The organism is Haloglomus irregulare (assembly GCF_007421925.1).
In the GTDB taxonomy this organism is placed as follows: Archaea; Halobacteriota; Halobacteria; order Halobacteriales; family Haloarculaceae; genus Haloglomus; species Haloglomus irregulare.
Genome location: NZ_QMDX01000012.1, coordinates 83,674 through 106,909 on the forward strand (window position 1 = coordinate 83,674; position 23,236 = coordinate 106,909).

Annotated in this window: 24 protein-coding genes; 13 read left to right on the forward strand and 11 right to left on the reverse strand. The window is 68.8% G+C overall.

Annotated features, from left to right (window positions below; genetic code table 11):
- Window positions 1-79 precede the first annotated feature (79 nt).
- Window positions 80-283 carry a DUF7470 family protein gene (locus DP107_RS15560; RefSeq protein ID WP_144263056.1) on the forward strand — a complete coding sequence of 68 codons (204 nt, stop codon included), beginning with the start codon at window positions 80-82 and terminating at the stop codon, window positions 281-283.
- A 64-nt stretch (window positions 284-347) separates the two neighbouring features.
- Here DP107_RS15560 and DP107_RS15565 read toward each other — a convergent pair whose 3' ends face one another.
- On the reverse strand, window positions 348-2,330 hold the full coding sequence (locus tag DP107_RS15565) for a DUF460 domain-containing protein (RefSeq protein WP_144263057.1): 1,983 nt from the start codon (window positions 2,328-2,330) through the stop codon (window positions 348-350).
- Between the two features lie 135 nt (window positions 2,331-2,465).
- On the opposite strand from DP107_RS15565, the gene DP107_RS15570 reads away from it, so the two are divergent.
- The 3 genes from DP107_RS15570 to DP107_RS15580 all read left to right on the forward strand — a co-directional run bounded on the left by DP107_RS15570 (window position 2,466) and on the right by DP107_RS15580 (window position 4,395).
- Window positions 2,466-2,870: a DUF2178 domain-containing protein gene (locus tag DP107_RS15570; RefSeq protein WP_144263058.1), complete on the forward strand. Its 405-nt coding sequence runs from the start codon at window positions 2,466-2,468 to the stop codon at window positions 2,868-2,870.
- The gene (locus DP107_RS15575) at window positions 2,870-3,070 is read left to right on the forward strand and encodes a helix-turn-helix transcriptional regulator (protein ID WP_144263059.1); all 201 of its coding nucleotides are present in this window, start codon (window positions 2,870-2,872) and stop codon (window positions 3,068-3,070) included. Before DP107_RS15570 ends, DP107_RS15575 begins: the two co-directional genes overlap by 1 nt.
- Window positions 3,071-3,204: 134 nt before the next feature.
- On the forward strand, window positions 3,205-4,395 hold the full coding sequence (locus DP107_RS15580; protein ID WP_144263060.1) for a S8 family peptidase: 1,191 nt from the start codon (window positions 3,205-3,207) through the stop codon (window positions 4,393-4,395).
- Between the two features lie 33 nt (window positions 4,396-4,428).
- Here DP107_RS15580 and rnz read toward each other — a convergent pair whose 3' ends face one another.
- Entirely contained in the window at window positions 4,429-5,352 is a 924-nt protein-coding gene (gene rnz, locus DP107_RS15585; RefSeq protein WP_144263061.1) for a ribonuclease Z, read from the reverse strand.
- A gap of 324 nt (window positions 5,353-5,676) precedes the next feature.
- On the opposite strand from rnz, the gene DP107_RS15590 reads away from it, so the two are divergent.
- On the forward strand, window positions 5,677-7,284 hold the full coding sequence (locus DP107_RS15590) for a DUF4382 domain-containing protein (protein ID WP_144263062.1): 1,608 nt from the start codon (window positions 5,677-5,679) through the stop codon (window positions 7,282-7,284).
- A 217-nt stretch (window positions 7,285-7,501) separates the two neighbouring features.
- Here the strand turns inward: DP107_RS15590 and DP107_RS15595 are convergent, their stop codons facing one another.
- A complete protein-coding gene (locus tag DP107_RS15595) occupies window positions 7,502-8,566 on the reverse strand; it encodes an NAD(P)/FAD-dependent oxidoreductase (RefSeq protein ID WP_144263063.1) in 1,065 nt (354 codons plus the stop codon).
- Between the two features lie 119 nt (window positions 8,567-8,685).
- Between DP107_RS15595 and DP107_RS15600 the strand changes: the two genes are divergently transcribed.
- The 5 genes from DP107_RS15600 (at window position 8,686) to DP107_RS20875 (ending at window position 11,879) form a co-directional block, all read left to right on the forward strand.
- Window positions 8,686-9,027, forward strand: coding sequence for a glutaredoxin family protein (locus DP107_RS15600; RefSeq protein WP_144263064.1), 342 nt, complete (start codon window positions 8,686-8,688; stop codon window positions 9,025-9,027).
- 135 nt (window positions 9,028-9,162) lie between these two features.
- Window positions 9,163-9,792: a DUF7110 family protein gene (locus tag DP107_RS15605; protein WP_144263065.1), complete on the forward strand. Its 630-nt coding sequence runs from the start codon at window positions 9,163-9,165 to the stop codon at window positions 9,790-9,792.
- Window positions 9,793-10,041: 249 nt separating this feature from the next.
- The gene (locus DP107_RS15610; RefSeq protein ID WP_144263066.1) at window positions 10,042-11,013 is read left to right on the forward strand and encodes a phosphoadenosine phosphosulfate reductase family protein; all 972 of its coding nucleotides are present in this window, start codon (window positions 10,042-10,044) and stop codon (window positions 11,011-11,013) included.
- Between the two features lie 398 nt (window positions 11,014-11,411).
- The gene (locus tag DP107_RS20870; protein ID WP_238330901.1) at window positions 11,412-11,552 is read left to right on the forward strand and encodes a pyridoxamine 5'-phosphate oxidase family protein; all 141 of its coding nucleotides are present in this window, start codon (window positions 11,412-11,414) and stop codon (window positions 11,550-11,552) included.
- Window positions 11,553-11,681: 129 nt separating this feature from the next.
- Entirely contained in the window at window positions 11,682-11,879 is a 198-nt protein-coding gene (locus DP107_RS20875) for a hypothetical protein (RefSeq protein WP_238330902.1), read from the forward strand.
- 95 nt (window positions 11,880-11,974) lie between these two features.
- On the opposite strand, the gene DP107_RS15620 is transcribed toward DP107_RS20875, so the two are convergent.
- The 4 genes from DP107_RS15620 to prf1 form a co-directional block, all read right to left on the reverse strand.
- Window positions 11,975-12,178 (reverse strand): DUF7333 family protein, encoded by a 204-nt coding sequence (locus tag DP107_RS15620; RefSeq protein WP_144263067.1) that lies wholly within the window; start codon window positions 12,176-12,178, stop codon window positions 11,975-11,977.
- 58 nt (window positions 12,179-12,236) lie between these two features.
- Window positions 12,237-13,034: a hypothetical protein gene (locus DP107_RS15625; RefSeq protein WP_144263068.1), complete on the reverse strand. Its 798-nt coding sequence runs from the start codon at window positions 13,032-13,034 to the stop codon at window positions 12,237-12,239.
- Window positions 13,035-13,118: 84 nt separating this feature from the next.
- Window positions 13,119-13,913 carry an aldo/keto reductase gene (locus DP107_RS15630; protein WP_144263079.1) on the reverse strand — a complete coding sequence of 265 codons (795 nt, stop codon included), beginning with the start codon at window positions 13,911-13,913 and terminating at the stop codon, window positions 13,119-13,121.
- A 207-nt stretch (window positions 13,914-14,120) separates the two neighbouring features.
- A complete protein-coding gene (prf1, locus tag DP107_RS15635; RefSeq protein ID WP_144263069.1) occupies window positions 14,121-15,362 on the reverse strand; it encodes a peptide chain release factor aRF-1 in 1,242 nt (413 codons plus the stop codon).
- Between the two features lie 180 nt (window positions 15,363-15,542).
- Between prf1 and DP107_RS15640 the strand changes: the two genes are divergently transcribed.
- Window positions 15,543-16,532, forward strand: coding sequence for a MinD/ParA family ATP-binding protein (locus DP107_RS15640; RefSeq protein WP_144263070.1), 990 nt, complete (start codon window positions 15,543-15,545; stop codon window positions 16,530-16,532).
- A 52-nt stretch (window positions 16,533-16,584) separates the two neighbouring features.
- Window positions 16,585-17,955, forward strand: a complete 1,371-nt coding sequence (locus tag DP107_RS15645; RefSeq protein WP_144263071.1) for a geranylgeranyl reductase family protein — start codon at window positions 16,585-16,587, stop codon at window positions 17,953-17,955.
- Window positions 17,956-18,215: 260 nt separating this feature from the next.
- Here DP107_RS15645 and DP107_RS15650 read toward each other — a convergent pair whose 3' ends face one another.
- The 3 genes from DP107_RS15650 to DP107_RS20225 all read right to left on the reverse strand — a co-directional run bounded on the left by DP107_RS15650 (window position 18,216) and on the right by DP107_RS20225 (window position 19,841).
- Window positions 18,216-18,572: a helix-turn-helix transcriptional regulator gene (locus DP107_RS15650; protein WP_144263072.1), complete on the reverse strand. Its 357-nt coding sequence runs from the start codon at window positions 18,570-18,572 to the stop codon at window positions 18,216-18,218.
- A gap of 93 nt (window positions 18,573-18,665) precedes the next feature.
- On the reverse strand, window positions 18,666-19,622 hold the full coding sequence (locus DP107_RS15655) for an NAD-dependent epimerase/dehydratase family protein (protein ID WP_144263073.1): 957 nt from the start codon (window positions 19,620-19,622) through the stop codon (window positions 18,666-18,668).
- 72 nt (window positions 19,623-19,694) lie between these two features.
- Entirely contained in the window at window positions 19,695-19,841 is a 147-nt protein-coding gene (locus DP107_RS20225; RefSeq protein ID WP_185977351.1) for a hypothetical protein, read from the reverse strand.
- Window positions 19,842-19,974: 133 nt separating this feature from the next.
- On the opposite strand from DP107_RS20225, the gene DP107_RS15660 reads away from it, so the two are divergent.
- The gene (locus tag DP107_RS15660) at window positions 19,975-21,363 is read left to right on the forward strand and encodes a DUF6517 family protein (RefSeq protein WP_144263074.1); all 1,389 of its coding nucleotides are present in this window, start codon (window positions 19,975-19,977) and stop codon (window positions 21,361-21,363) included.
- A gap of 239 nt (window positions 21,364-21,602) precedes the next feature.
- On the opposite strand, the gene DP107_RS15665 is transcribed toward DP107_RS15660, so the two are convergent.
- Window positions 21,603-23,132, reverse strand: coding sequence for an aldehyde dehydrogenase family protein (locus DP107_RS15665; RefSeq protein ID WP_144263075.1), 1,530 nt, complete (start codon window positions 23,130-23,132; stop codon window positions 21,603-21,605).
- Window positions 23,133-23,236 lie beyond the last annotated feature (104 nt).

Consider the following 23,236-nt stretch of genomic DNA (forward strand, 5'->3'; position numbering starts at 1 on the left):
ATTGGCCGGGCGGCGGCTGCGAGCGGCCCGGGCGAGGCGTTTCCGTGACTTTTTCACACACGGGCGAAACCCGACGGACATGGAAATCGAGGAAGCGCAGGAGTCACTCGGCGAGGTCGGACGGAAGGGCGCGCTGGCGCTCGTGCTGGGACTGCTCGTGGTCGCCCGGGAGAACAAGGTCGCCGCCGTCGGCGTCGCGCTGGTGGCCGTCGGGATGGGGATGGTCGCCCGCGGCCTCGTCGAATCCGCGATGGAGGAGATGGGCATGGGCGGGATGCTCTGAGTCCGGCACCGAACCCTCGTCGGGACCGACACTGCCACGACGCGACCCGTGACCGGCGCGGCCGTCAGTCGCTCTCCGAGGGCCGGTCGGCCCGGTGCTCGCTGATGATCTGGTCGACCATCTCCGCGTTCTGGTCCCTCCGCCGGTCGTCCGCACGGCGCTCCCAGTCCTCGATGACCGCCTCGATCTCGCGCTCGCGCGCCACCGCGAGCTCGTCCACCTCCTGTATCGTCACCCCGTCGGCCGGGCCCTCGGGGATCTCGTGCTCGAACAGCACCCGGTCGGCCTGCTCGGAGAGGTTGCCGTGGCGGAGCACGACCCTGGGCTCGACCTCGGCGAGCAGCTCGGCGGTGCGCCGGCCGGCACCGGAGGCGTCGCGCAGGAGGATGACGTCGTCCTCCGCGAGGCCGAACCGTTCCTGGGCGTCCTCGATTGCGGTCGTGGTGAACTGTTCGACGGGCTTGACGGGGACCAGCCCGGACTGCTCGTCGGCCACGTCGGCGAAATCGGAGTGGTCGAGCCGCCAGAGCGCCTTCAGCCGCTCCAGCTTGTCCTCCAGCTCGTCGACGGCCTCGCGCTCCTCCGTGAGTTCGCGTTCGAGACGGTCGTTCTCGCGCTGGAGGCGGGCGACCTCGCGGCGCTCGCGCGCCTCCTGGCGCTCCTCGCGGCGGGCCTCGCTCAGCTCCTCCTCGTACTCCGCGATGCGCTCGTCCTTGCGCTGGACGGTGTCGCGGAGCTCCTCGACGTGGTCCTCCAGCCGGTCGACGCGTGCCTCCAGCCGCTTGATCTCCTTCTCCTCGGCGGTCAGCTCCCGGGGGTCGTGGCTGGTGGACTCGTCGTCCCCCTCCGGGTCGTCCGTCAGGTCCGTGATGACGGCCTCGACGGACTCCTCGTCGGCGACGACGCGCTTGGTGACCTCGCCGCGGTCGAAGCCCGCGGGAATCTTCCGGGCGATGCGCTCGAACTGGTCCTCGTGGCCGTCGAACGCGTGAAGCGCGGCCGCCATCGCGTCGCGCTCGTGGTCGTTGTCGTAGGCCTCCTCGCGGGTCCGGTGCTGCTTGCTGTCGACCGGCAGGTCCGTCTCGGGAACCCAGCCGGCGGCGTCGAACGACCGGCGGATCTTCTCGACGGTCTCTGGCATCGGCGTCACGTCCGCCGCCACGAGGACCGGCCGGCCGCGGTCGATGATCCACTCGATGACGTCGGCCGTGTCGGCCGTGCGGGTCGACAGCGTCTCCAGTACCTCGCCGTCCAGGCCGACCACGGCGACGGCGGTCGTCGTCCCGGGGTCGATACCGACGAGGACGTGGTCGCGGCGCTGGACCAGCGGCGCGTACTCGATGCCGTCCTTGCGCTCGCGGTCGATCTCGATGCGGGTGTCGCCGGCCCGTTCCCGGGAGACCGGGAGCTCCGCGGGCGTCGCCTCGACGTGGAACAGCGCCCGTGAGTAGCCGCCGTACTTCTCGGTCACCTCCTGGTCGTAGTCGAGGCCGGCCTCGTCAAGCTGGCGCTCCACGTCCCTGGTCTTCGTCTTCACGCTGCCGTGGATGCGGCGGGTGAAGCGGTCCTCGGACCAGCCCCCGCCACCGCCGGTCGAGCGCCCTCGGGCGATCTTCACGGTCGTGCGGTCGGCGAACGCGGTAACCGCCTGGCCGACGTTGCGCGCCGCCAGCCGGGCGGCGGCCTCGGCCTCCTTCATCGGCTTCTTCCCGTACGGCACCCCGTGCCGGCGCGCGACCCGCGAGAGCGGCTCGGGCTGCTCGGCGCCCGTCACCTGCACCAGCGTCGTCTCCGAGGGGAGCTCCCGGAGGAACCGCACCAGATCGTCCTTGTCCGTCGCGAGCTCGTAGGTGTTGTCCGTCGCGACGATGGCGGGCTCCTCCCGGTCGATGAGGCGCATCAGTTTCCGGTAGGAGACCACGTCCCGGTCGACGTTCTCCCCGTCGAACGCGACGACGGCGTAGGAGGGCGACTCGCCGCGCACGTCGCCGCTCTGGATGTCGACCCCGAACACGACTGCGTCAAGGGCACTCGTTCGGGTGCTCACACATGATGTGGGCAGCGGACCCGAATAAATCCCGCGCCGGCCCACTCCCAGCCGCATCCGGGCGGCGCGACGCCGGGGGAGAAAGGTTGAAATGGGTGTAAAGTATACGTTACACTGTAAAGGAAGTTTTACACCATGACCGATACCGCTCTCCGCCCCCCGCTCGAATCGACCCGCTCGCTGTACGTGGCCTGCTGGGCCGTCGGCAGCGTGCTGTACGGCGCCCTCATCGCGGCCGGCTACCCGCTCGTCGGGGTCGCCGCGTTCGGCATCGGCGCGGTCACGGCCGTCGCCATCGGCCGCCGGAGCGGTCGCCCCACCTTCGACGAGCGGGACCGCGCCGTCCTCGACGAGGCGGGCCGACACACCGTCGCCGCCGTGGGGATGACGTCGGCAGTCGTCTTCCCCGCGATGGTCGCGGCCCGCGCGCTGGGGCACGTGACCTGGCCCGACTGGTTCTACTACGCGGCCCTCTTCATCGCCGGCCTGTTCGTCGTCTGGGGGGTCTTCGTGGCCCTCGCACGGGTCCGTCGTCGGTGATGGAGTCGGACCTCCGCGAACACCGGGAGCGCGAGGGGCTCAGCCAGGGCGACCTCGCGGCGGCCGTCGACGTCACCCGGCAGACCATCAACGCCGTCGAGCGGGGCCGGTACGATCCGTCGCTCGAACTGGCGCTGAAACTCGCGGCCCACTTCGACTGCGCCGTCGAGGACCTGTTCCGGCTCGAGACACCCCCATGACCGCCCCGGGGCGCCGGCCCCGCGACCGTGATGGATGGCCGGGTGGATAGATACCCGCCTCGCGGGCCCGAACAAAAACCTCAGGCCATACACGGCAGAGCGCTGAGCATCCGTTCGGTGGACTCCGGTGACGTATGGTACGTGACCCCCCGATCTCTCGACGTGCAACACTCGGACTACTCGGCGGTGCCGGTGCGGCGGCGACCACTGACCTCGCGAGCGCAGCGGACGGCGACGGCCGGCGGCGCTACAACGTGGGCTACGACCGGCCCGGCGGCGCCCGGGCGGCCCGGAACCGTGCCAGCTCGGTGGTCCACGAGTTCGCGTTCGACACGCTCACCATCGAAGCCGACCCGAACGCGGCGCGGGGGCTCCGGCGCCGCGGCGACGTCCGCTACGTCGAGCGTGACGGGGAGATGGAGGCACTCGGCGAGAGCGTCCCCTGGGGCATCGACCGGACGGACGCGGAGGTGGCCCACGCGAACGGCGACACCGGTGACGGCGTCGACGTGGCCATCGTCGACACCGGCGTCGACCACGACCACCCTGACCTGGCCGACAACCTCGGCGACGGCAAGGCCTTCGTCACGACCTCGGAGCTGTCCGGGCCGGCCTGGGAGGACGACAACGGTCACGGCACCCACTGTGCCGGCACCGCGAACGCGGTGGACGACGGGGAGGGGGTCATCGGCGTCTCCACGACGGCTGTCCTGCACGCGGTGAAGGTACTCGGGGCGCTGGGGAGCGGCTCCACCTCCGACGTGGCGAAGGGGATCGAGTACACCGCCGACCGGGGCTGGGCGGTCGCCAGCCTGTCGGTCGGTGGCGGGGCCTCGAGCACGCTGCAGGAGGCCTGCGAGTACGCCGCCGACCGGGGCGTCACGCTGGTCGCCGCGGCCGGCAACGACGGCCCCTGCACGGACTGCGTCGGCTACTCGGCGGCGTATCCCGAGTGCATCGCCGTCAGTGCGACGAACGACGACGACCGGCTCGCGGACTTCTCCTCGACCGGACCGGAGGTCGGGATCGCCGCGCCGGGCGCCGACGTCTACTCGACGTACGACGGGGATTCCTACGAGACCCTCTCGGGGACCAGCACGGCCTGCCCACACGTCTCCGGGGCCGCCGCACAGGCTGTCGCGGACGGTGCGAGCAGCCGGAGCGAGGTCCGGGACGCGCTGAAGACGAACACGGAGGACCTCGGCCTCGGCGAGAACGAGAGCGGCGCGGGCTTTCTCGACGTGGCCGCGATGCTGGGTCACGACTCGGGCGACGACGGCACCGGCGAGCGCAACGACGGCGGCGGCAGCGGGCTCCTGGGCTGACGACGTACGGACGACGGGCAGGGGGCCCCGCCGTCAGGCGTCCGGGTAGGGAACGTCCAGTTCGTCGCCGTCGTCGGGGAGGCACACCTCGTCGAAGCGCTCGCGGGCCTCCTCGGCGAGGACGTCCGATCTGCCGGCATAGCGCGAGGAGACGTGGACCAGCGCGAGCCGCGCCACGCCGGCGCTGGCGGCGAGTTCGGCCGCCTCGCGGGCGGTCGAGTGGCCCGTCTGCGGGGCGCGCTCGGCGTCGGCCTCGGCGAACGTGGCGTCGTGGACGAGGAGGTCGGCACCGGCGGCGACCTGCTCGGTCGCCTCGGTCGGCCGCGTGTCGCCGGTGTAGACCACCGTCCGTCCCGGTCGGGGCTCCCCGACGACCTGCTCGGGCCGGACGACGGTGCCGTCGTCCAGTTCGACGGCCTCGCCGTCGTGGAGCGTGGAGAACTTCGGCCCGACGGGGACGCCGAGCTCCTGCGCCCGGTCGCGGTCGAAGCGGCCCTTCCGGGCGGCCTCGACGAGTGCGTACCCGACCGACCGCGTCCGGTGTTCCGTCTCGAAGGCCCGCACCTCGTACTCCTCGTGCTCCAGGGCCACGTCGCCCGCGCCCACCTCGTTGATGCGGACCGGGAACCCGGTGTCCGTCCCGGTGCCGTCGAGCAGACGCCGCATCGCCCGGCGCTCCCCGCTCGGAACGTGGACCGCCAGCGACGCCTCGCGGTCGTTGAAATCCCAGGTCTGGAGCAGGCCGGGGATGCCGAGCGTGTGGTCCCCGTGCATGTGGGTGACGAAGAGGTGGGAGACGTCGAAGCCAGTGCCGTAGCGCATCATCTGGCGCTGTGTCCCCTCGCCGCAGTCGAACAGGAGACGGTCGCCCTCGCGGCGCAGCATGAGCGCCGACGTGTTCCGCCGGACCGACGGGACCGCCCCGCCGGTGCCGAGGAACGTCACGTGAAGGGACATACCGTTCCCGTCGGGGGCGCCACGTGAAACCCGTGTCGGATGGGCGGCGCGACGCGAGGGTGTCGGGTCCGCGCCGTTCAGTCCGTTCAGTCGCCGGACGACGGGCGAACGGGAACGGTTCGGGTGGCGTGCCCGCGGGCACCGACGCGACCGAGGTAGCGTTCGGGTACGAGGGAACGACGGTGCACCTCGCGCGGGGTCCCCCCGAGTCCTGACGCGGCTCCGGACCCCCGACAGATATCACCAGCAGCGGGCCGCTACGGGCGCTCCTGCCGAAATCGGCCATAAGCCTTCTACGTTCACGTCGACTGCCCTCCGGTGGACATGAAACGGCAGTTCGCAGCCGCTCTGGTGGCGCTCATGCTCGTGACCGCCGGCTGTTCGTTCGGCGGCACGGGCCCCGGCGATAGCGGCGAACCGAGCGACGGGACATCGGGCGATGCGGTCGGGACGATCAACTTCTACATCAGCGACCAGCCGGGTGCCATCGAGGACTTCGAGCACCTGAACGTCACCGTCTCCCAGGTCGAGTTCCGGAGGGCCGGGAGCGAGGACGACGACGAGGACGGATCCACACCCACGGACAACACCGCCACCACCAGCGCCGGCGCCACCGACGAGGAGATGGACGACAGTGGCGTACAGCGCTTCGACATCGACGACCGCACGGTCGACCTCACCCGTCTCAAGGGCGACAACGCGACCCTGCTGGAGGAGTTCGAGGTGGAGAACGGCACGTACACGCAGGTTCGGATCAGTGTGAGCGAGATCAACGGGACGCTGACCGACGGCAGCAGCGCCGATGTGAAACTCCCCTCGGAGAAGCTCCGCATCAACCAGCAGTTCGTCGTCGGTACCAACGAGTCGGTCGACTTCGTCTACGACATCACCGTCATCAAGCGGGGCCAGTCCGGGTCGTACAACATCCAGCCGGTCGCGAGCGAATCCGGTACCGAGGTCCCCATCGACCGCGTCGACGACGATGACGAGGAGATGGACGACGAGGAGATGACCGCGACGCCCACGGACGACGGGTCGGCGGGCGACCAGGCGAAGATGAACTTCTACGTCAGCGACCAGCAGAACGCCATCGACGACTTCCGCCACCTGAACGTCACCATCGAGGCAGTTGGCTTCCAGCGCGGCGGCGAGTCCGGCAACTGGACGGAGTACGACGTGGACGACCGGACGGTGGACCTCACCCGACTGCAGGGTGACAACGCCACCCTCCTGAACTCGTTCGGCATCCCCGCGGGGAACTACACGAAGGTCTTCATCCACGTGAACGAGGTGAACGGGACGCTCACGGACGGCAGCAGTACGGACGTGAAGCTCCCCTCCGAGGAGATCCAGCTCAACGAGAACTTCGAGGCCGCCCCGGACAGCGAGATCGACTTCGTCTACGACATCACGATCATCAAGCGGGGCCGGTCCGGCTCGTACAACATCAAGCCGGTCGCGAGCGAATCCGGCACGGACGTGCCCATCGACCGCGTCGATGACGATGAGGACGCGGACGAGGAGCGCGGCCAGGACGAGCGCGACGACCCGGACCGCGGCGACGAGATGGCCGACGACGAGACGGCCGAGTTCGACGCCGAGTTCGTCGGCAACGTCACCGCCGGCGAGAACGCGACCGTCTACGTCTCCCAGAACGGGACCGCCGTTGAGAACGCGACGGTCACCTATGAGGGTGATGAGTACCTGACGAACGCCGGCGGCAACGTTACCCTCGCGGTTCCGAGTGACGCCGAGGAGGTCGAGGTCGAGGTCGAGTACGAGGACGGGACGGTGACGCTGAAGGAGGAGGTCGAGTCGAGCGACGAGGAGACCGTCACGGCCACGGAAGAGGAGAACACCGAGACGGAGACCACGACGGCGACCCCGACGCCCACGTTGACGGGGACATCGACCGACACCGCGAACGGCTGACGATCGAAACCGTTTCCATCATATCTCTCTTCTGGCCACGTTATCCCCGTATCTATCCACGTAATCATCGGATACGGCACATATCCGATATTCTCCGGATATCGATACGAAACAGGGAGAACGTCGACCCGCGTACAGTGCGTCGAGTGCGGGGCGGACCGTCACCCGCCGCAGACGGCCGGCCGACGGGACAGTCCGCAGCGCGAGGACGCTCGTGTCAGTCGTCGGCGCTGCTCGTCTCGCCGGTCTCGACCGGGGGCGCGGCGGCGTCGGCGTTGTGCTCGCGGGCTCGCTCGCGCATCCGCCCGCTGATGCCGGGCACCTGATCGGTCGTCACCTCGCCCTCGCTCTCGATCTCGTCGAGCGGGCGCGGGTACTCCCGGAGGCGGTAGTGGATACCGATCCCGGCCTTTGCGCCCTGGCCCATCGCGACGGGGATCTGGTTGTGGCCGGGGACGACGTCGCCGACGGCGGAGACGCCCTCGACGCTGGTGTGGCCGTGGTCGTCGACCGCGACGGTGCCGTCGTCGTTGAGCTCGACGCCGAGCTGCTCGGCGAGGTCCGTGTTGTAGTCGCTGCCGTACATCGGGAAGCCGCCGCGGTAGGCCCGGCGACGGCCGTCCTCGAAGACGAGCGCCTCGAGCCAACCGTCCTCACCCTTCTCGATCTCGGCGACGTCCTCGTGGATGATGTCGACGGGGTGGGCGGCGAGCTGGCGGTCGGTCTCCTCGGACCACTCGGGCTCGTCGCCGCGGGTGAGCAGGTCCACCTCGTCGGTGAAGTTGAGCATGATCATGGCCACCTTCGCGGCGGCCTCGCCGGTTCCCATCACCCAGACTGGCTGGTCGACGAACATGTAGGCGTCGCAGTGGAGACACCAGTGGAGGCCACGCCCCGTCCGCGGGAGCGGCGGGTCCGGCTTCACATCGGAGAACCCTGTCGCCAGGACGACGTGGTCGACGACGACCTCGGCGTCGCTGGCGCCCAGCCGGATGCGGCCGTCCTCGAGCCGCTCGGCGTCGCTCACGAAGTCGCGGTGGTAGTCCGCGCCGTAGGCCTGGACCTGCTGCTGGGCCGTCCGGAGGAACTCGTTGCCCGACACGTCCTCGGTGACGCCGATGACGTTGTGGGTGTCGAGCATCATCGCCGCGCGGCCGCCGCCCCGGTTGATGACGACGGTGTCGTGTCCCAGCCGGGTCGTGTAGAGGGCCGCCGTCAGCCCCGCCGGGCCGCCGCCGACGACTGCCACCTCGTACTCGCTTTCGAGTTCGCTATCGGTCATCGGGTGCAGATACGTGCGGGTTACAGTTAACTGGTCGGTAGCCGGACGGTAACCACCCTTCGAGCAGGTGACCGACGGCCCCCGGAAGGGATATGAGCCATCGCGCACGACCATGTGATATGACGTTCGACCCCGAGAGCAGTCTGCCACAGGAGGAGGTCGAGGAACAGGTCGCGACCACCATCGCCGACAGCGAGGTGGTGCTGTTCATGAAGGGGACACCGCTGATGCCCCAGTGTGGCTACTCCGACCGGGCACTGAACCTGATCAAGCAGCACCGCGAGGAGTTCGAGACCGTCGACGTCCTGGAGTCGTTGGACGAGTACCGCGCAGCGCTGGAGGGCGAGAGCGGCTGGGAGACGATCCCCCAGACGTTCGTCGACGGCGAGTTCGTCGGCGGGAGTGACGTGCTGGCCGAACTGGACGAGCGTGGCGACCTCGGCGAGACGCTTCGGGTCTGAGACGGCCGCACGCGGGTGATCTCCGGCACGGACGGCCACTCCTCCCCCGAGAGACAGGAATATAAGTGAGAAATCCCTAAATCCTGGTGACCACCCAGATGCGGGGGTCGGCCGTTCCCCAGGGACAGGGATATCATGAAAAGCAGTGTATTCAGACTCCACTCGACACTCGAACTGCCACTCGAAGACGTCCACGACTTCTTCGAGGACCCCGAACTCCCGGTTGAGATCGACGATATCGAGATCAAGCGTCGTAACAATACGCTCATCATCTCCTCGATCGCCGCCGAGGAGAACCTCTCGAAGTACACCCCGACCGCGCAGTTGAAGGCCAGCGTCACGGAGAACCGCGTCTACGAGAACGAGGACGGCGAGTGGCAGGAGACCCCGCCGGACGACGAACCCGGCGGCGCGGTCGCCTCCAGCGGCAGTGGTGGCGGCCCGTCCTGGTCCAGCCTCGGCGGCGAGCAGGAGGCCGAGGAGGAGGTCCGCTCGAAGCTCATGGAGTACGCCTGTTTCAAGGGCGACCGCGAGACCGTGCTCCAGAACACCGAGCTGCAGTACCCCATGTTCGAGGTGCTCTGCAACCTCGCCCGCACGGCCGATAAGGGTTCGCTCGAGGCGATCGTCGCCGTCAGTGGCGACCTGGAGGCCGTCCGCGTCGTCGACGGCGAGGACCGCCCGGCGCGCGTGAAGATCGTCGAGGACCCCCGCGAGCAGGAGAACGGCGGCGTCGACTGGCGCGACAACGAGTTCATCAACTGAGTCGCCGGCCACTTCTACGGGCTCAGAACCCCTGTCCTGTCTGGGGTTCCGCGAGCGCGCCCGCGAGCGCGCGGATCGGATACTCCCTGTGTGACCATCACTCCCTGTGTGATCATCCCTCCCTGTGTGACCATCACTCCCTGTGTGACCATCACTCCCTGTGTGACCATCCCTCCCTGTGTGACCATCCCTCAGGGGCGTCGAGTGCCGAAAAGCACTTACAACTCGCTAATTACATCTCATTACAGAATGAGCGACGCGTTCCCCGACTACCTTGACGTCGACTACACCGACGGTGAAGGCGAGAACCCCGAGGACCACCCGACCATCGAGGACAAGATCGAGAAGGCCCTCGAGGTCGTGGAGACCGGCCTGCGCGAGTACGAGAACCCGGCCATCATGTGGACCGGGGGGAAGGACTCGACCCTGACGCTGTACTTCGTCAAGGAGGTCATCGAGCAGTTCGACCTCGAGATGCCGCCGACGGTCTTCATCGACCACTACCAGCATTTCGACGAGCTGATGGAGTTCGTCGAGCGCTGGGCCGACGAGTGGGACCTCGAAGTCGAGTACGCCCGGAACACGGACGTCGGCGACTACGTCGACGAGAACGGCCTGGAGCCGGGCGACGACATCCCCATCGACGCCCTCTCCGAGCACAACCAGCACCACGTCCGGGACATCCTGGAGTACGAGGAGGACACGTTCCCGTTCCTGCTCGACACCTACGTCGGCAACCACCTGCTGAAGACGGTCGCGCTGAACGACGCGCTCGAGGAGCACGACATCGACGGCATCATCTCGGGCATCCGCTGGGACGAGCAGGAGGCCCGCGCTGACGAGACGTTCTTCTCGCCGCGCCACGACCCCGACATCTACCCGCCCCACGACCGGGTTCAGCCCATCCTCCAGTTCATGGAGTCCGACGTCTGGGACGCCTTCTGGTACTTCGTCGTCCCGGAGACCGTCGAGGGCTACCCGGACGAGGGCTACGTTCCGCAGGACTTCGACGACCTGCCGAACGGTCTGACCCACGAGGACATCCCGGTCTCGCCGAAGTACTTCGAGGGCTTCCGCTCGCTCGGCTCCGAGGTCTCGACGGGCAAGTCCTCCAGCGAACCGGCGTGGCTGCAGGACATGGCGAACACCTCCGAGCGCGGCGAGCGCGCCCAGGACAAGGAGGACCTGATGAAGCGGCTACGCGACCTCGGCTACATGTGAGCTTTTTTCGGCGGCGGGTTCGCTTGTCGGCCGGCCTCGCCGGCCGCCTTCGCGAACCGCTTGCTGAAAAAACGTTCAGAAAAAGGCCGCTGCTCCGCTCGCTCACGCCGGCTCCGCCGGCGTGAGACTCGCTTCGGGCCGGTGAAACGCGCGCCTTCGGCGCGCGTATGCAGTTCTCAGTTCCTGTGTCACGGGCGCGGTGCTTGTTAACAGTTTCACAGATGCGGGCCTGTTGCTGGTGTCGGGAGCACACTCCTACTGCCTGATTCCAGGGCGCGGTGCCTGTTGCTAGTGTCACGAGCGCGGCCCCGAATCGTGCGAGATCCACGCCGGCTCGGCCCCTCCGAACGTACGCTACTCGACGGCACTACTATCGGGAACGGCCCTCACACTCCGGCATGGAGGTCATCGAGAACACGCTGGACGCGGACGTAGAGACGTTCCTCCAGCGCCCGCTGTTCTGCTTCCTGGCGACCACGGACGAGGGGGCGCCCCGCGTCTCGCCGCTGTGGTTCCGCTGGGAGGACGGCGCCGTCTGAATCATCGGGGATACGCGGAAGACGTACCCACGGCGCATCGAACGGCAGCCCGAGACGGCACTCGCCATCGTCGACTTCGACCGGTCGACCGGGCGGGTACAGCACGTCGGGATGCGGGGCCGGGCATCCGTGGAGCCACACGACCCCGAGCGGGCCGAACGGCTCCTCACGGGGTATCTCGGGTCCGACAGGGAGAAGTGGGACGAGGCACGCTTCGGCGACCCGCACGAGTGGGGCGAGGAGATGGTGCTGCTCCGGTTCGTTCCCGGAACGGTCGTCGCCCGGGACCAGTCGTACGCTCCCGCGCCGGGCATCGGGGACCGCTGACGGGTGATATCCTTCGGAAAAGGCAGGTTCCATCCAAAAGCGGAGTATTGGAGGGGAACACGGCGTTCGGGATGCGAACCTTTCGAACTACTCGGTTACAGCCTTCCGGACGACCCGGCTCGGTGCTCCCCGTGTTTCACGCCGATGCCGAGGCAGATGAGGCCGAAGGCGAGCATCGAGGGGAGGACCATCATCAGGATCGTGTTCGTCGGCATCACGTTCGAGCCGATGAGCCCTCCAACGGCGACAGCGATGATGAGCACGAAGATACCACCGGTGACGGTCGTGTCGAACTCCATACCGGCCCCAGGCACGACCGACTAATCAGCGTTGGTGCCGCGGGGGCGTCTGCCGCGTTCAGTCGTCGGTCGCCTCGGCGCCGCCCGTGTTCGGACCCCCGCCCTCTTCGTCCTCGTCGGTCGGTCGAGTGAGGTTCGCCAGCGAGACCAGCAGGCCGAGCAGCCAGCCGACCGGGACCGCGATGGCGAACCACATGATGACGAAGGCGATGCCCTGGAGCTGGAAGGTGCTGGTGAGGAGGTCCCGCAGACCGATGGGCTGGAACAGCCGGTTCAGCAGGACGATGGCGATCTGCCGGCTCTGCGTGAACACGATGGCGCCGACGGTCTCGGAGTAGAAGGCGGCCACGACCGGCGGGAGGACGAGCGCCGTCACGCCGAACGGGTAGGCGGCGAGGATAGTAGCGGCCCGGCCGCCCTTGGCCCAGAACAGGAAGGCCAACCCCGACGAGACCACCGCGGTGACGCTCGCCACGAGCACGGCCACGAACCCGGGAGTGCCGTAGCCACCGTACACCCTGACGAGGGCGGTCAATGCGCCCCAGATGACCGTCATCACGAGGACGGTGCCACCGAGCCCGATGCGGGTGGCGAGGCTGTCGAAGCGCTGCGAGTAGAAGCGGACGAGCAGACCGACCAGCATCAGGGGATAGAGCACCAGGACCAGCGGCGTCCCGATGGCGGCCCAGAGGTTGTACTTGACCTTGTCCCCGGTGGTGGAGGGCTTCCACTTCCCGAGCACCGAGTGCTGGGCGCCACGCTGACGGGGGAACAGCAGCTCCATCCACGTCTCGTGTAGCCGTCTGACGTCGAGACGGATGCCGTCGATGACGCCGTCGGGTTCCTCGGTCGCCATGTCGCCCCGGTTGCGGCCGGCCCACGTCAACCTTCCGCCCGAGACGGGGAGAGGATGGGCCGGGGCCGTCGGAGTGCGGGACCGTTACTCGTCCCAGGCGTCGGGTCCAAAGCCCGGGTGGACGCGCCGGTCCGTCCGGTCGATACCATCGATGGTCGCGATCTCCTCGTCGCGCAGCTCGAGGTCGAGCGAGGCCCAGTTGTCGGTGATGTGGTCCTCGCCGGTCGCCTTCGGGATGGTGGTGACGCCCTTCTCCCGGAGCCAGGCCAGCGACACCTGCGCCTCGCTGACACCGTGTTCCGCGGCGATATCGTTCAGTTCGGGGGCGTTGAACACCTCGCCGCGGGCCAGCGGGGAGTACGCGACCAGTTCGATGCCGTCGGCCTCGCAGTAGCGCCGGAGGTCGTCCTGCTGGAGCAGCGGGTGCAGTTCGACCTGATTGGCGAAGGGCTGCGCCCCCAGTGCCTCCGTCGCGCGGTCGAGGTGTTCGGGTTCGAAGTTGGAGACGCCGATGCGCTCGACTACCCCCTCGTCGCGGAGCTCCTGGAACGCTGCCAGCGTCCGCTCGGGGTCGTACGCCTGGGCCGGCCAGTGGACGTACAGCAGGTCGACGTAGTCGACGCCGAGCCGGTCGAGGCTCTCCCGGGTCGACGCGAGCACGTCGTCGTACCCCAGCTTGTCGATCCACACCTTCGTCGCCAGGAACACGTCCTCCCGGGGCACGTCGGCGCGGGCGATGCCGTCGCCGACCGCGTCCTCGTTGCCGTAGATCTGGGCGGTGTCGATATGTCGGTAGCCAGTCTCCAGGGCCGTGGCGACGCTCTCGGCACACTGCTCGGGGTCCTCGTTCTCCCAGGTCCCCAGGCCGAGCATCGGCATCTCGCCAGCCATCGGGCCACCGACCTGTTGCTGCCGCTGATTGCTCATAACGGCTCGGTGTTCAGCCGCCCGCCGAATAGCCGTTGTGGAATCGGTCGCTTGTACCACGGCCGCCGGCCGGCTGCAGCTGGTCACTCGTCCGGTCGGCGGTCCGTGATATAAACCTCGGTAGATAACAGGCGGAACGGCTACCCCCGCCGGTCGGCGTCACACGCCGGTCGAGTACCGCAGGATGCCGGCGACGCCGCCGAAGGCGGTCATCAGCTGCTCGCCCTTCTCGAAGTCGGTGGAGATGAACTTCGTCTCGGTGCCGCGCTGTTCGGCGATCCCGATGAGGTGGTCGATGGCGTCCTCGCGCTCCTGGACCTCGGCCCCGGCGCCGTTCTCGCACTCGTGGTCGGGGGTCTCGGCGCGGCGGCTGACGGTCTCGAACTCCTCCGTCCCGTTGCAGTCGTAGACGACCACGTCCTGCCGGAGGTCCTCGGAGATGAGCAGCCGATCGACGGAGCCCATCATGAGGTTCCGTCGGGTCTGCTGGAACCCGTAGGTCGCCCGCTCGCCGTCGTGGAGCTCCTCGAAGAACTCCTCCATCTCCCGCTTGTCCTTCATCACCTCGTGGTCTGCCAGCACGTCGCCGGCCGCGTCGACGAGGTCGTTCAGCCCGGACTCGTCCGTGTAGGAGACGTCGAACTTCCCGAGGACGAGATCGCCGAGTTCGTGGTGGAGATAGTCGCCGTCGAGGAACTCGTCCTTCGTCGGCGAGGGGCCGCCCACGAGGATACCGTCCATCTCGTGGCGCTTCTTCACCATCAGGTCGTTGGCCATCCCCGCGACCTCCTGATAGAAGTTGTCGATGGCCTCCAGCCGCAGTCGGGCGAACCGCTGGGCGGACTGGCCACCCTTCCGCTGCTTGCCGGGGACCAGCGAGGACGCCGACTTGACTGCCTCGACGCGCTTGCCCCGCAGCCAGCCGACGTTCGCCTCGCGCCGGTCGAGGACGATGAGGCCGAAGAGGCCCTGATCCTCGAGCATGTGCTCCAGCGGTTCCGTGAGGAAGTCCGAATCGCAGTGGTAGCGGAACGACTCGATGGGCTGGGGCGGCGACTCCAGGGTGCGGGTGATCATCTCCGTGCGGCCGCCGCCGCTGTCGATGGCGCCCGAGAAGAGGACCATCCCGTTCTCCGGCGGGTAGGTGTCGTAGTACTTCAGCCGGTCCTTGATGCTGGTCAGGGCGTCCTGCACCGCGGTCCGGGTCTGCTTCGACTTGATGTTCGAGGCCTCGGAGTGCTCCTGGGTGACGTGCTGGGCGACGCTGCTGATCTGGCGGTCCTCCGGGACGTAGATACTCACCAGCTGCGTGCCCGACCCCTCGAACTCCTTCAGCTCCTCGATGACCTTCTTGAACTCGTACTTCTGTTTGTCCGACTGTTCGGCTCCCTGATTACTCATTGCCGGGAGTAGGCCGAAGCGCCCTAAGTAACTGTTGACAGGGGCGGGCCGAGGCGGGCGGTTCCGGGGCCCGGGGACCGTTCCGCGGCCGGGCCGGCCGGACCTCCCGCGAGCCCTCGTTCCCACTGGAACCGGAAGTGCGGGGACAGTTTATTAACCGGGTGGCAGCCTACATGCGGTATGGACATCTACGCGGTCGCCGGGGGGGACGGCTCCGGCAAGACGACGACGGCGCTGAACGCCGCCGTCGCCTTCCGCGCCGACGGGCAGTACGCGGCCGTTCTCGACGCCGACACCAGCGGGAACGTGACCGAACTGCTCGGCCTCGACCACGAGGCGATGCTGGCGGACGTCATCGACGGCGACGCGGACGTCCGGGCGGCGACGACCGAACACGAGCTCTCGCCCGCCAGCGTGCCGGAGTCGGACCTGCTGGCGTACCGCGAGTCGCTCACGGAGGACCGCACCACCTTCCGGTCCGGCGACGCCGAGACGGCCGGCGTCGAGGGGACCGACTTCCCCGACGTGGACGCCGTGCCGGTCATCGCTGGCTGGCCGTCCGAGCGCGGACTCGCGTCCGTGGGCACGGAGGTCCTGGCCGACGTGCTGCAGGGACTGGCGATGGCGTACGACGCCATCGTCGTCGACACGGGCGGCGAGTCGGTCGCCGCGACGGCGCCGGTTGGCGTCGCCGACGGCGTGGTCATCACCACGACGCCGGACGAGACCCACGTCCGGACGGCCAACGGGACGGCCATCGAGTGCCAGCGGAACGGGGCCCCGCTCATCGGGACGGTCCTCAACCGGGCGACCGACCGGACGGATATCGGCGGTATCGCGGAGGAGGTCGGCATGGAGGCCGCCGGGGTGGTGCCGGTGGACGACCGCATGGCGTCGCTGGAGCCGGTCCGCTACAGCGTCCCCGACGCCCCGGCGGCGAAGGCCTACGACCGGCTCGTCGACGGGTTCGGCGACTGGAGTCGCGCGGTGGCGGCCGAGGCGAGGGGCGCGGCCGACGGCGGCGGGCCGAGCGCTTCGGCGAGCGGCGACGGGGGCCCGGCGGACGACGGCGTCGCCGGGACGGCGGCAGCCGACGAGGGCGACGACGGGGGCGACGATGCCGATGACGACGACGAGGGCGGACTGCTCGGTCGCTTCATCGGCGACTGACCACCGACCGGAAGGGAGTGTATTTTAAGTTAGCGTCGGGTAACTAGCGGACATGCCAGCCGAGACGTACGACGTCCTCGTAGTCGGTGGCGGGACCGCCGGCGCGTTCGCCGCGGCCACGGCCGCCCGAGAGGGTGTGGACGTCGCCATCCTCGAGCGCAAGTCCGAGGAGGAGGCGGGTCATATCGCCTGCGGTGACGCCGTCAAGGGGGCCTCCACGTTCCCCGACGTGATCGACCGGGAGCGGCTCCGCCGGGAGTCGTTCACCAACGACGAGATCCAGCGGGCGGTGTTCGAGAACCCGCAGGGCGGGATGCTCGACATCGAGATGAAGGGGGACGGCGGGGCCGTTCTCGATCGCAAGCGGTACGGCGAAATCCTCCTCGAGGAGGCAGAGTCCGCGGGCGCCGACATCCACTACGACACCGTCGTTCAGGACGTCATCCAGAACGGCCAGGTCGAGGGCGTCAAGACCGCCTCGAACGGCTCGGTGACGACCTACGAGGCCGACGTGACCATCGACGCCGCGGGCGCACTCTCCATCCTCCAGGACAGGACCGATCTCGGGAGTCCGACGTTCGACACCAACGTCAGCTACTCGCAGTTCTGCTCGGCCTACCGAGAGGTCATCGAGGTCGACGAGCCGGTCGACTACCACGACTCGCTCGTCTTCAAGCCGACCGATGAACTGGGGTACCTCTGGTACTTCCCGCGCACCGAGACGGAGATCAACGTCGGGCTGGGCTTCCAGATGAACAAGGACCCCATGAAGCTCGTGAGCGTCCTCCGGGACGACGTCCGGAACCGACCGGAGTTCCGGAACGCCACCGTCAAGGACAAGCTCGGGGCCGCGCTCCCGACCCGGCGGCCGTACGACTCGGCCACCGCGCCGGGCTTCATCGCCGTGGGCGACGCCGCGGCCCACGTCAACCCCACCACCGGCGGCGGCATCCCCGGCGCCGCCAAGGCCGGCCACTGGGCTGCTCTCGACGCAGTCGAGGCCGTCTCCGAGGGGACCGCCGACGACGAGGCCGCCTTCTGGGACTACAACCGCAAGGTGATGACCGACTTCGGCAAGCGGTTCGCCGCGATGGACCTCTACAACATCTGGGGCGGCACCTACGAGATGGACGAACTCGTCTCCGTCATCTCGGCGCTACCCGGCCAGCAGATCGCCGACGTGATGGCCCGCGACGGCACCGCCTCGATGGGCCTGGGTCTCAAGCTGAAGACCCTCGTCAGGACGTTCGGCCACTGGAGTACCCTCCTCGAACTCCGGAAGGTGAACGGCATCGCCGCCGACCTCCGGGACATCTATGACGATTACCCCACCTCACCCGACGGCTTCGACGCCTGGCGCGACCGCCGGGACGGCCTGATGGAGGACCTCTACGAGATCACCGGCGCCGAGCCGAAGTACTGAGTGCCGGGCGGGATCCGGACGGTAGCTGTCCGCTCTGCAGCCACCCGACTCCCTCGGAGATGTCAGCGCCCGGTGTTTCTGGATAACCGACCCCGAAACCTCCAAGTATGTCGTATGATTCCCGAGACAGCATTCGAGAGTTCTTATCTTCGGTTCCACCCAGAAATGGAGGAATCGTATCGTTTCATCCGCGCGAGCGCAGTTCCCCGGCACGAGGGCGCCGCAGGCGCCCCGAGGAGGTCCGGGGCGTCAAAGCCCGTTCAGTACTCCTCGTACGCCAGCGTCATGATGTACTGGGAGAACTGGTCGCTGTTGGTGTTGATCTCCTCGTCGCCGATGAACGGGCTGAGCATGTCACCGGCCATCAGCAGGGAGAAGTCCAGATCGCGGGGGTCGTAGATGGGCTCGATGAGGTAGGTGTTGTGGCCGTCGTAGACGGTCTCCTCGCGTTCGATATACCCCTTCTCCTCGAGCGATTCGAGGATGCGGCTCCCCTTCCGGGAGTCGACCTCGAGCTCCTTCCAGAAGTCGCTCTGGTGGATGTCCCCGACCGCCTGGATGAGCTCCAGGCCGGCCTGCTCGTCCTCGGAGAGGTCCGTTTCGTCGACGGTGCTCATACCGGAAACCGACGAGACGGCACGGTATAAGACTGTTCCACCGGGCGCGAGCGCGGGGGCAGTAGCGGGGGTCCGACGGGGGCGTGCCGTGGGTCAGAGCGCCTCGTCGAGGCCGTACACGCCGCGGTCGAGCAACTCACGCGTGGCCCGGCGGACGGCGTCGTCGCTGGAGCCGCCGGCCGCCCAGCCGAGGCCGGCGAGCTTCTCGACGGAGAGGCGCATCCGGGGGACGTCGCCGGTCCAGCCGCGGTCGCCGCCGGTGAACTCGTACGCGGGGTCAAGCCCCATCTCGTCGGCCACGATGTCGGCGACGGTCCGGACGGCGGTGGTGGTCCGGGTGCCCAGGTTGTAGGTGTTGACCGGACGGTCGGCGCGTCCGACGACGTGGCACATCGCGTCGACGCAGTCGGTGACGTGGAGGTAGGACTTCTCCTGACGGCCGTCACCGAGGATCTCCAGCCGGGTGGGGTCCTCGCGGAGCTTGCCGATGAAGTCCGGGATCACGGCGCCCAGCTGGAGCCGCGGGCCGACGATGTTGGCGAAGCGGAACGACCAGACCCGGAAGTCGTGGCTGTGGGCGTAGACCGAGAGCAGCGACTCCTCGGCCAGCTTGGCGGCGCCGTAGACGCTGATGGGTTCGAGCGGGGCGTAGTCCTCGGGGGTGGGCCGGGGGGCCTCGCCGTACACCGTCGAGGAGGAGGTGAAGGCGACGTTCCGGACGTCGACGGCGTCCATGCGCTCGACGACGCGGCGGGTCAGCTCCGTGTTGGCCCGGAACTGCGCGGTGTCGTCCGCGGCGGCGTCCTTGTCGGCCGCGAGATGGAAGACGATGTCACGGTCCGGAGTGATGCCCTCGGCGAGCGTGTCGGGGTCGGTCAGGTCACCCTCGACCACGGCCGCGTCGTCAGGTATCCAGTCGGGCGAGGCGTTGGAGAACCGGTCGACGACCCGCACGTCCGCGTCGAACTCGCCGAGGAGGTGCTCGGCCAGGTGCGAGCCGACGAAGCCCGCACCGCCCGTGATGCAGACGCGTGCGTTCCGGAGGTCCATTATCGGCCCGTGGCCGCTGCGGGGCAAGTGGTTTCCGGTCGTGGCGTCGTCCGCGGGAGCCTCGCGGGCGGGTCAGCCATCGGGGAAGAACGGGGCGGGGTCCTCGTGGGTGAACGTGACGACGGGGCCGTCGCCCAGCCCGCGAACCTGGGTGTGGAGCCGGTCGTACTCGCGGAGGTCGGTGAACTCGGCGAGGTCGTAGTACGTGGGTACGAGCACCACGGCGTCGTCGACGCCGGCCCTCGTCGGAAGCGAGTCGCTGGGCGGCGTCTCGACCGGACGAACGTCTGTGCTCCCCGTTCACGGCACCGTAGCTTTTGTTCCGGGCTACATACGTGAATATATGCCATCGATGAGTGAGACGGACCGGCGGGTGTCGCGGCGACGGACGCTGGCGGCGCTGGGGGGTGGGGCGCTGGTCGGCCTGGCGGGCTGTTCGGGGGTGACCGAGCAGTCCTTCGAGGCCACGCCGGTCGTCCTACCCGAGGGTCCCCGCGAGGAGCTGGTGCTGGCCGAGACCGCCAGCGAGTCCGAGACCATCGAACGGGAGGGCCCGAGCGGCAACGTGGAGGTGTCGATCACCAGCCACGCCGCGGTCTACCAGCGCGGGCCGGCCCGCGAGACGCCCACGCTGGTGGAACGGTTCGCCAGCAGTGTCAACGAGACCCCCGGGTCGGGGTCGGCCATCAACGCGCTGGCGAGCGAGGTCGGCATCGACGAGGCGGAGCTGTCGTTCATCAAAGGGGGAGTGCAGGTCGCCGGCGACCGGTTCAGCCTGCTCATCCCGGAGGGGGTCCGCGGCGGTGACGGGATCACCCCCCAACAGCTGCTGGGGCTGGTGCCCGGCGCGGCCGTCGGGGGCGATACGGTGACCTACGACGGCGACGGTCCCGGGGCGGTCGTCTCCGGCGAGACGTTCTTCCCGAGTTGTTGTTACTCCCCGAGTGATGACTACTTCCCGACCCGTACCTACTTCCGGGGTGACGCTTACTCCCCGGACTCCCCCGACGGCTTCCGGGTGTTCGTGCCGAACAGCCGGACGTCGCCCGACCGACGTGGACCGCTCAGGATGCCGGACGAGGCCCAGCCTGTCGAATCCGGCGAGACCGTCGAGACGGCGAACACGGTGTTCGTCTTCGCGGGGGACGTGATCGTCACCGCGGGGGACGTCATCGATGTCCCCGCCGAGCGAGCGTTCGACGCGGGCGTCCCGGTTCCGCTCGCGGGCCAGCCGTTCGGGGTGGGGGTGCTGGCGACGCCGAACGCGGAGGTCGCCGGGCAGTCGGCCAACCCGCTGGTTGAGATGGAGACGACGGAGCTCCTCCAGCAGGACGCCACCAGGCGGGTGCTGGCCGAGACCGGTCTCACCGACGGGGACACGGTGGAGTGGCTCGGGGGGCCACAGGCGGTCGTCCTCGGCGAGGGCGGTCCCCCGGAGACGACCCTGCTGGGCAGCGACACCGAGGTCGGGTCGTTCGGCGGCGTCGTCAGCGGCGTTGACGGCCCGTGGGCGGTGGTGCTCGGCGTGGCCCGGGTCACCGACGACGACCACGTGATCGCGGTGAGCGGCGTCACCCGGCCGATCTCGACGCCGGACCGGGCGATGGAGACGTTCTCCGAGGCCGCGGCGTCCGACGGGTCCCCGCTGTTCGCGCTCACGCCCGGCGTCGGTCCGGTGTTCCCGTTCGGCCCGTTCCGGATGTTCGTCCCCGAGGTGATGGGGAGTCTGGAGCGCCAGTGAGGGCGGGCCGGTCCGTCGTGTGGATGTGACGGTTCGTCACGGACCGCCCCCGGGTCACACGACCGGGGCGTGGTCCGGGGCCCGGCCCCGACCAGGCGCGATGCGACGATGGAGGCGGTCGCGTACGGATTCGGCCGGAGGTCGTAGCCGACTGCGGCCGTGTCGAGCCGTTCGGGACCCCGTTCCGGAGGCGTGTGGATCGTGACGGCGACGGCGTTCCGATGCGGGTCCCCCCCGCGTCAGTCCTCCTCGGTCGTGATATCCGCGGAGAGTCCCTGTGCCATCTCGATATCGGTGGCGTTGTTGACCGTGAAGGCGGTCCGTTCGGTGACGGCCTCGATGACCTCCCGGGCGGAGGGGTAGCCGTTGCCGGACTTCTTGACGCCGCCGAAGGGGAGCTGGACCTCCGCGCCGATACACGGGAGGTTGGCGTAGGCCAGCCCGACCTCCGCGTGGTCGCGGTAGTGGTTGATCTCGCGGTAGTCCTCGCTGATGATGGCGCCCGCGAGCCCGTAGTCCGAGTCGTTCTGGATGGCGACCGCCTCCTCGATGGGCCCGTCGTACTCGACGAGCGCGACGTGCGGGCCGAACACCTCCTCCCGGAGGACCCGCTTGGGCTCCTCGGGGTCGTGGTCGATCTCGTAGACGAACGGGCCGACCCAGTGGCCGGCCTCGGCACCGTCGGGGATCTCGTCGGCGCCCAGCGCCTCGCGGTCGACGAGCACGGTGGCGCCCTCCTCGCGGGCGAGGTCGTTGTAGCGGCCGAACTTCTCGACCTGGCTCTCGTCGACCAGCGGGCCCATGAACGTCCCCTCGTCCAGCGGGTCGCCGACGGCGACCGATTCGGCCAGGTCGACGAAGCGGCGTCTGAACTCGTCGTAGACGTCAGTATGGACGATGAGCCGCTCGGCGGAGACACAGCGCTGGCCGGTCGTCTTGAACGAACTCATCACCGCCGAGTGGACCGCGATGTCCATGTCCGCTTCGTCCGTGATGACGATGGCGTTCTTCCCGCCCATCTCGCAGGCCGCCAGCTTGCCGGGCTCGCCGCCGACACGGGAGGCGATCTCGTGGCCGACGGCGGCAGAGCCGGTGAACAGGACCGTGTCGACGCGGGGGTCGTCGACGATGGCGCCGCCGGCGTCGCCGAACCCCTGGACCATGTTGAACACGCCATCCGGGACGCCGGCGTCCGCAAGCAGCTCCGCGACGACCTCGCCACACCAGGGCGTCTGCTCGGCGGGCTTCCAGACGACGGTGTTGCCCTCGACGAGCGCGACCGCCATGTGCCAGAACGGGATGGCGACCGGGAAGTTCCACGGCGTGATGCAGCCGACGACGCCGCGGGGCTTGCGCCGCATGAACGAGTCCTTGCTCGCGATCTCGCTCGGGACGACCTCCCCGTGCGGGTGGCGGGCGTTGCCGGCGGCCCACTCCACCATGTGCGCGGCCTCGACCACGTCAGCCCGGCCCTCGGAGATCTCCTTGCCGCACTCCCGGGTGACGATCTCCCCGAGTTCGTCCGTGCGGTCCCGGAGTTCGTGGTAGACGTCCCAGAGTACCTCCGCGCGGTCGATGTGGGATCGCTCGCGCCACGAGTCGAACGCCCCGTCGGCGGCCGCGAGCGCGCGGTCCACGCCGGCGTCGGTACCGCTGGGGTACTCCCCGAGCGACTCGCCCGTGGCCGGGTCGATGCTCTCGAAGGTCTCGTCGCTCGCGCCGGCGACCCACTCGCCGTCGATGTAGTGACCGGAACTGTCCCCGTGCATATCCGGCAATATCTGCCCCCGGTTGATAAAGCTGCGCCCGGGATGAGTCGGCGGTGTTAACTTAGAGAATGAGGCGTTCGAGTTCGAAGTGCTTATGAACGAAT

What these genes read in the sequence shown, in the direction of transcription:
- DP107_RS15560 (WP_144263056.1), top strand. Translation starts at nt 80, where the DNA reads ATGGAAATCGAGGAAGCGCAGGAGTCACTCGGCGAGGTCGGACGGAAG.
- DP107_RS15570 (WP_144263058.1), top strand. Translation starts at nt 2,466, where the DNA reads ATGACCGATACCGCTCTCCGCCCCCCGCTCGAATCGACCCGCTCGCTG.
- DP107_RS15575 (WP_144263059.1), top strand. Translation starts at nt 2,870, where the DNA reads ATGGAGTCGGACCTCCGCGAACACCGGGAGCGCGAGGGGCTCAGCCAG.
- DP107_RS15580 (WP_144263060.1), top strand. Translation starts at nt 3,205, where the DNA reads ATGGTACGTGACCCCCCGATCTCTCGACGTGCAACACTCGGACTACTC.
- rnz (WP_144263061.1), bottom strand. Translation starts at nt 5,352, where the DNA reads ATGTCCCTTCACGTGACGTTCCTCGGCACCGGCGGGGCGGTCCCGTCG.
- DP107_RS15590 (WP_144263062.1), top strand. Translation starts at nt 5,677, where the DNA reads ATGAAACGGCAGTTCGCAGCCGCTCTGGTGGCGCTCATGCTCGTGACC.
- DP107_RS15595 (WP_144263063.1), bottom strand. Translation starts at nt 8,566, where the DNA reads ATGACCGATAGCGAACTCGAAAGCGAGTACGAGGTGGCAGTCGTCGGC.
- DP107_RS15600 (WP_144263064.1), top strand. Translation starts at nt 8,686, where the DNA reads ATGACGTTCGACCCCGAGAGCAGTCTGCCACAGGAGGAGGTCGAGGAA.
- DP107_RS15605 (WP_144263065.1), top strand. Translation starts at nt 9,163, where the DNA reads ATGAAAAGCAGTGTATTCAGACTCCACTCGACACTCGAACTGCCACTC.
- DP107_RS15610 (WP_144263066.1), top strand. Translation starts at nt 10,042, where the DNA reads ATGAGCGACGCGTTCCCCGACTACCTTGACGTCGACTACACCGACGGT.
- DP107_RS20870 (WP_238330901.1), top strand. Translation starts at nt 11,412, where the DNA reads ATGGAGGTCATCGAGAACACGCTGGACGCGGACGTAGAGACGTTCCTC.
- DP107_RS15620 (WP_144263067.1), bottom strand. Translation starts at nt 12,178, where the DNA reads ATGGAGTTCGACACGACCGTCACCGGTGGTATCTTCGTGCTCATCATC.
- DP107_RS15625 (WP_144263068.1), bottom strand. Translation starts at nt 13,034, where the DNA reads ATGGCGACCGAGGAACCCGACGGCGTCATCGACGGCATCCGTCTCGAC.
- DP107_RS15630 (WP_144263079.1), bottom strand. Translation starts at nt 13,913, where the DNA reads ATGCCGATGCTCGGCCTGGGGACCTGGGAGAACGAGGACCCCGAGCAG.
- prf1 (WP_144263069.1), bottom strand. Translation starts at nt 15,362, where the DNA reads ATGAGTAATCAGGGAGCCGAACAGTCGGACAAACAGAAGTACGAGTTC.
- DP107_RS15640 (WP_144263070.1), top strand. Translation starts at nt 15,543, where the DNA reads ATGGACATCTACGCGGTCGCCGGGGGGGACGGCTCCGGCAAGACGACG.
- DP107_RS15645 (WP_144263071.1), top strand. Translation starts at nt 16,585, where the DNA reads ATGCCAGCCGAGACGTACGACGTCCTCGTAGTCGGTGGCGGGACCGCC.
- DP107_RS15650 (WP_144263072.1), bottom strand. Translation starts at nt 18,572, where the DNA reads ATGAGCACCGTCGACGAAACGGACCTCTCCGAGGACGAGCAGGCCGGC.
- DP107_RS15655 (WP_144263073.1), bottom strand. Translation starts at nt 19,622, where the DNA reads ATGGACCTCCGGAACGCACGCGTCTGCATCACGGGCGGTGCGGGCTTC.
- DP107_RS15660 (WP_144263074.1), top strand. Translation starts at nt 19,975, where the DNA reads ATGAGTGAGACGGACCGGCGGGTGTCGCGGCGACGGACGCTGGCGGCG.
- DP107_RS15665 (WP_144263075.1), bottom strand. Translation starts at nt 23,132, where the DNA reads ATGCACGGGGACAGTTCCGGTCACTACATCGACGGCGAGTGGGTCGCC.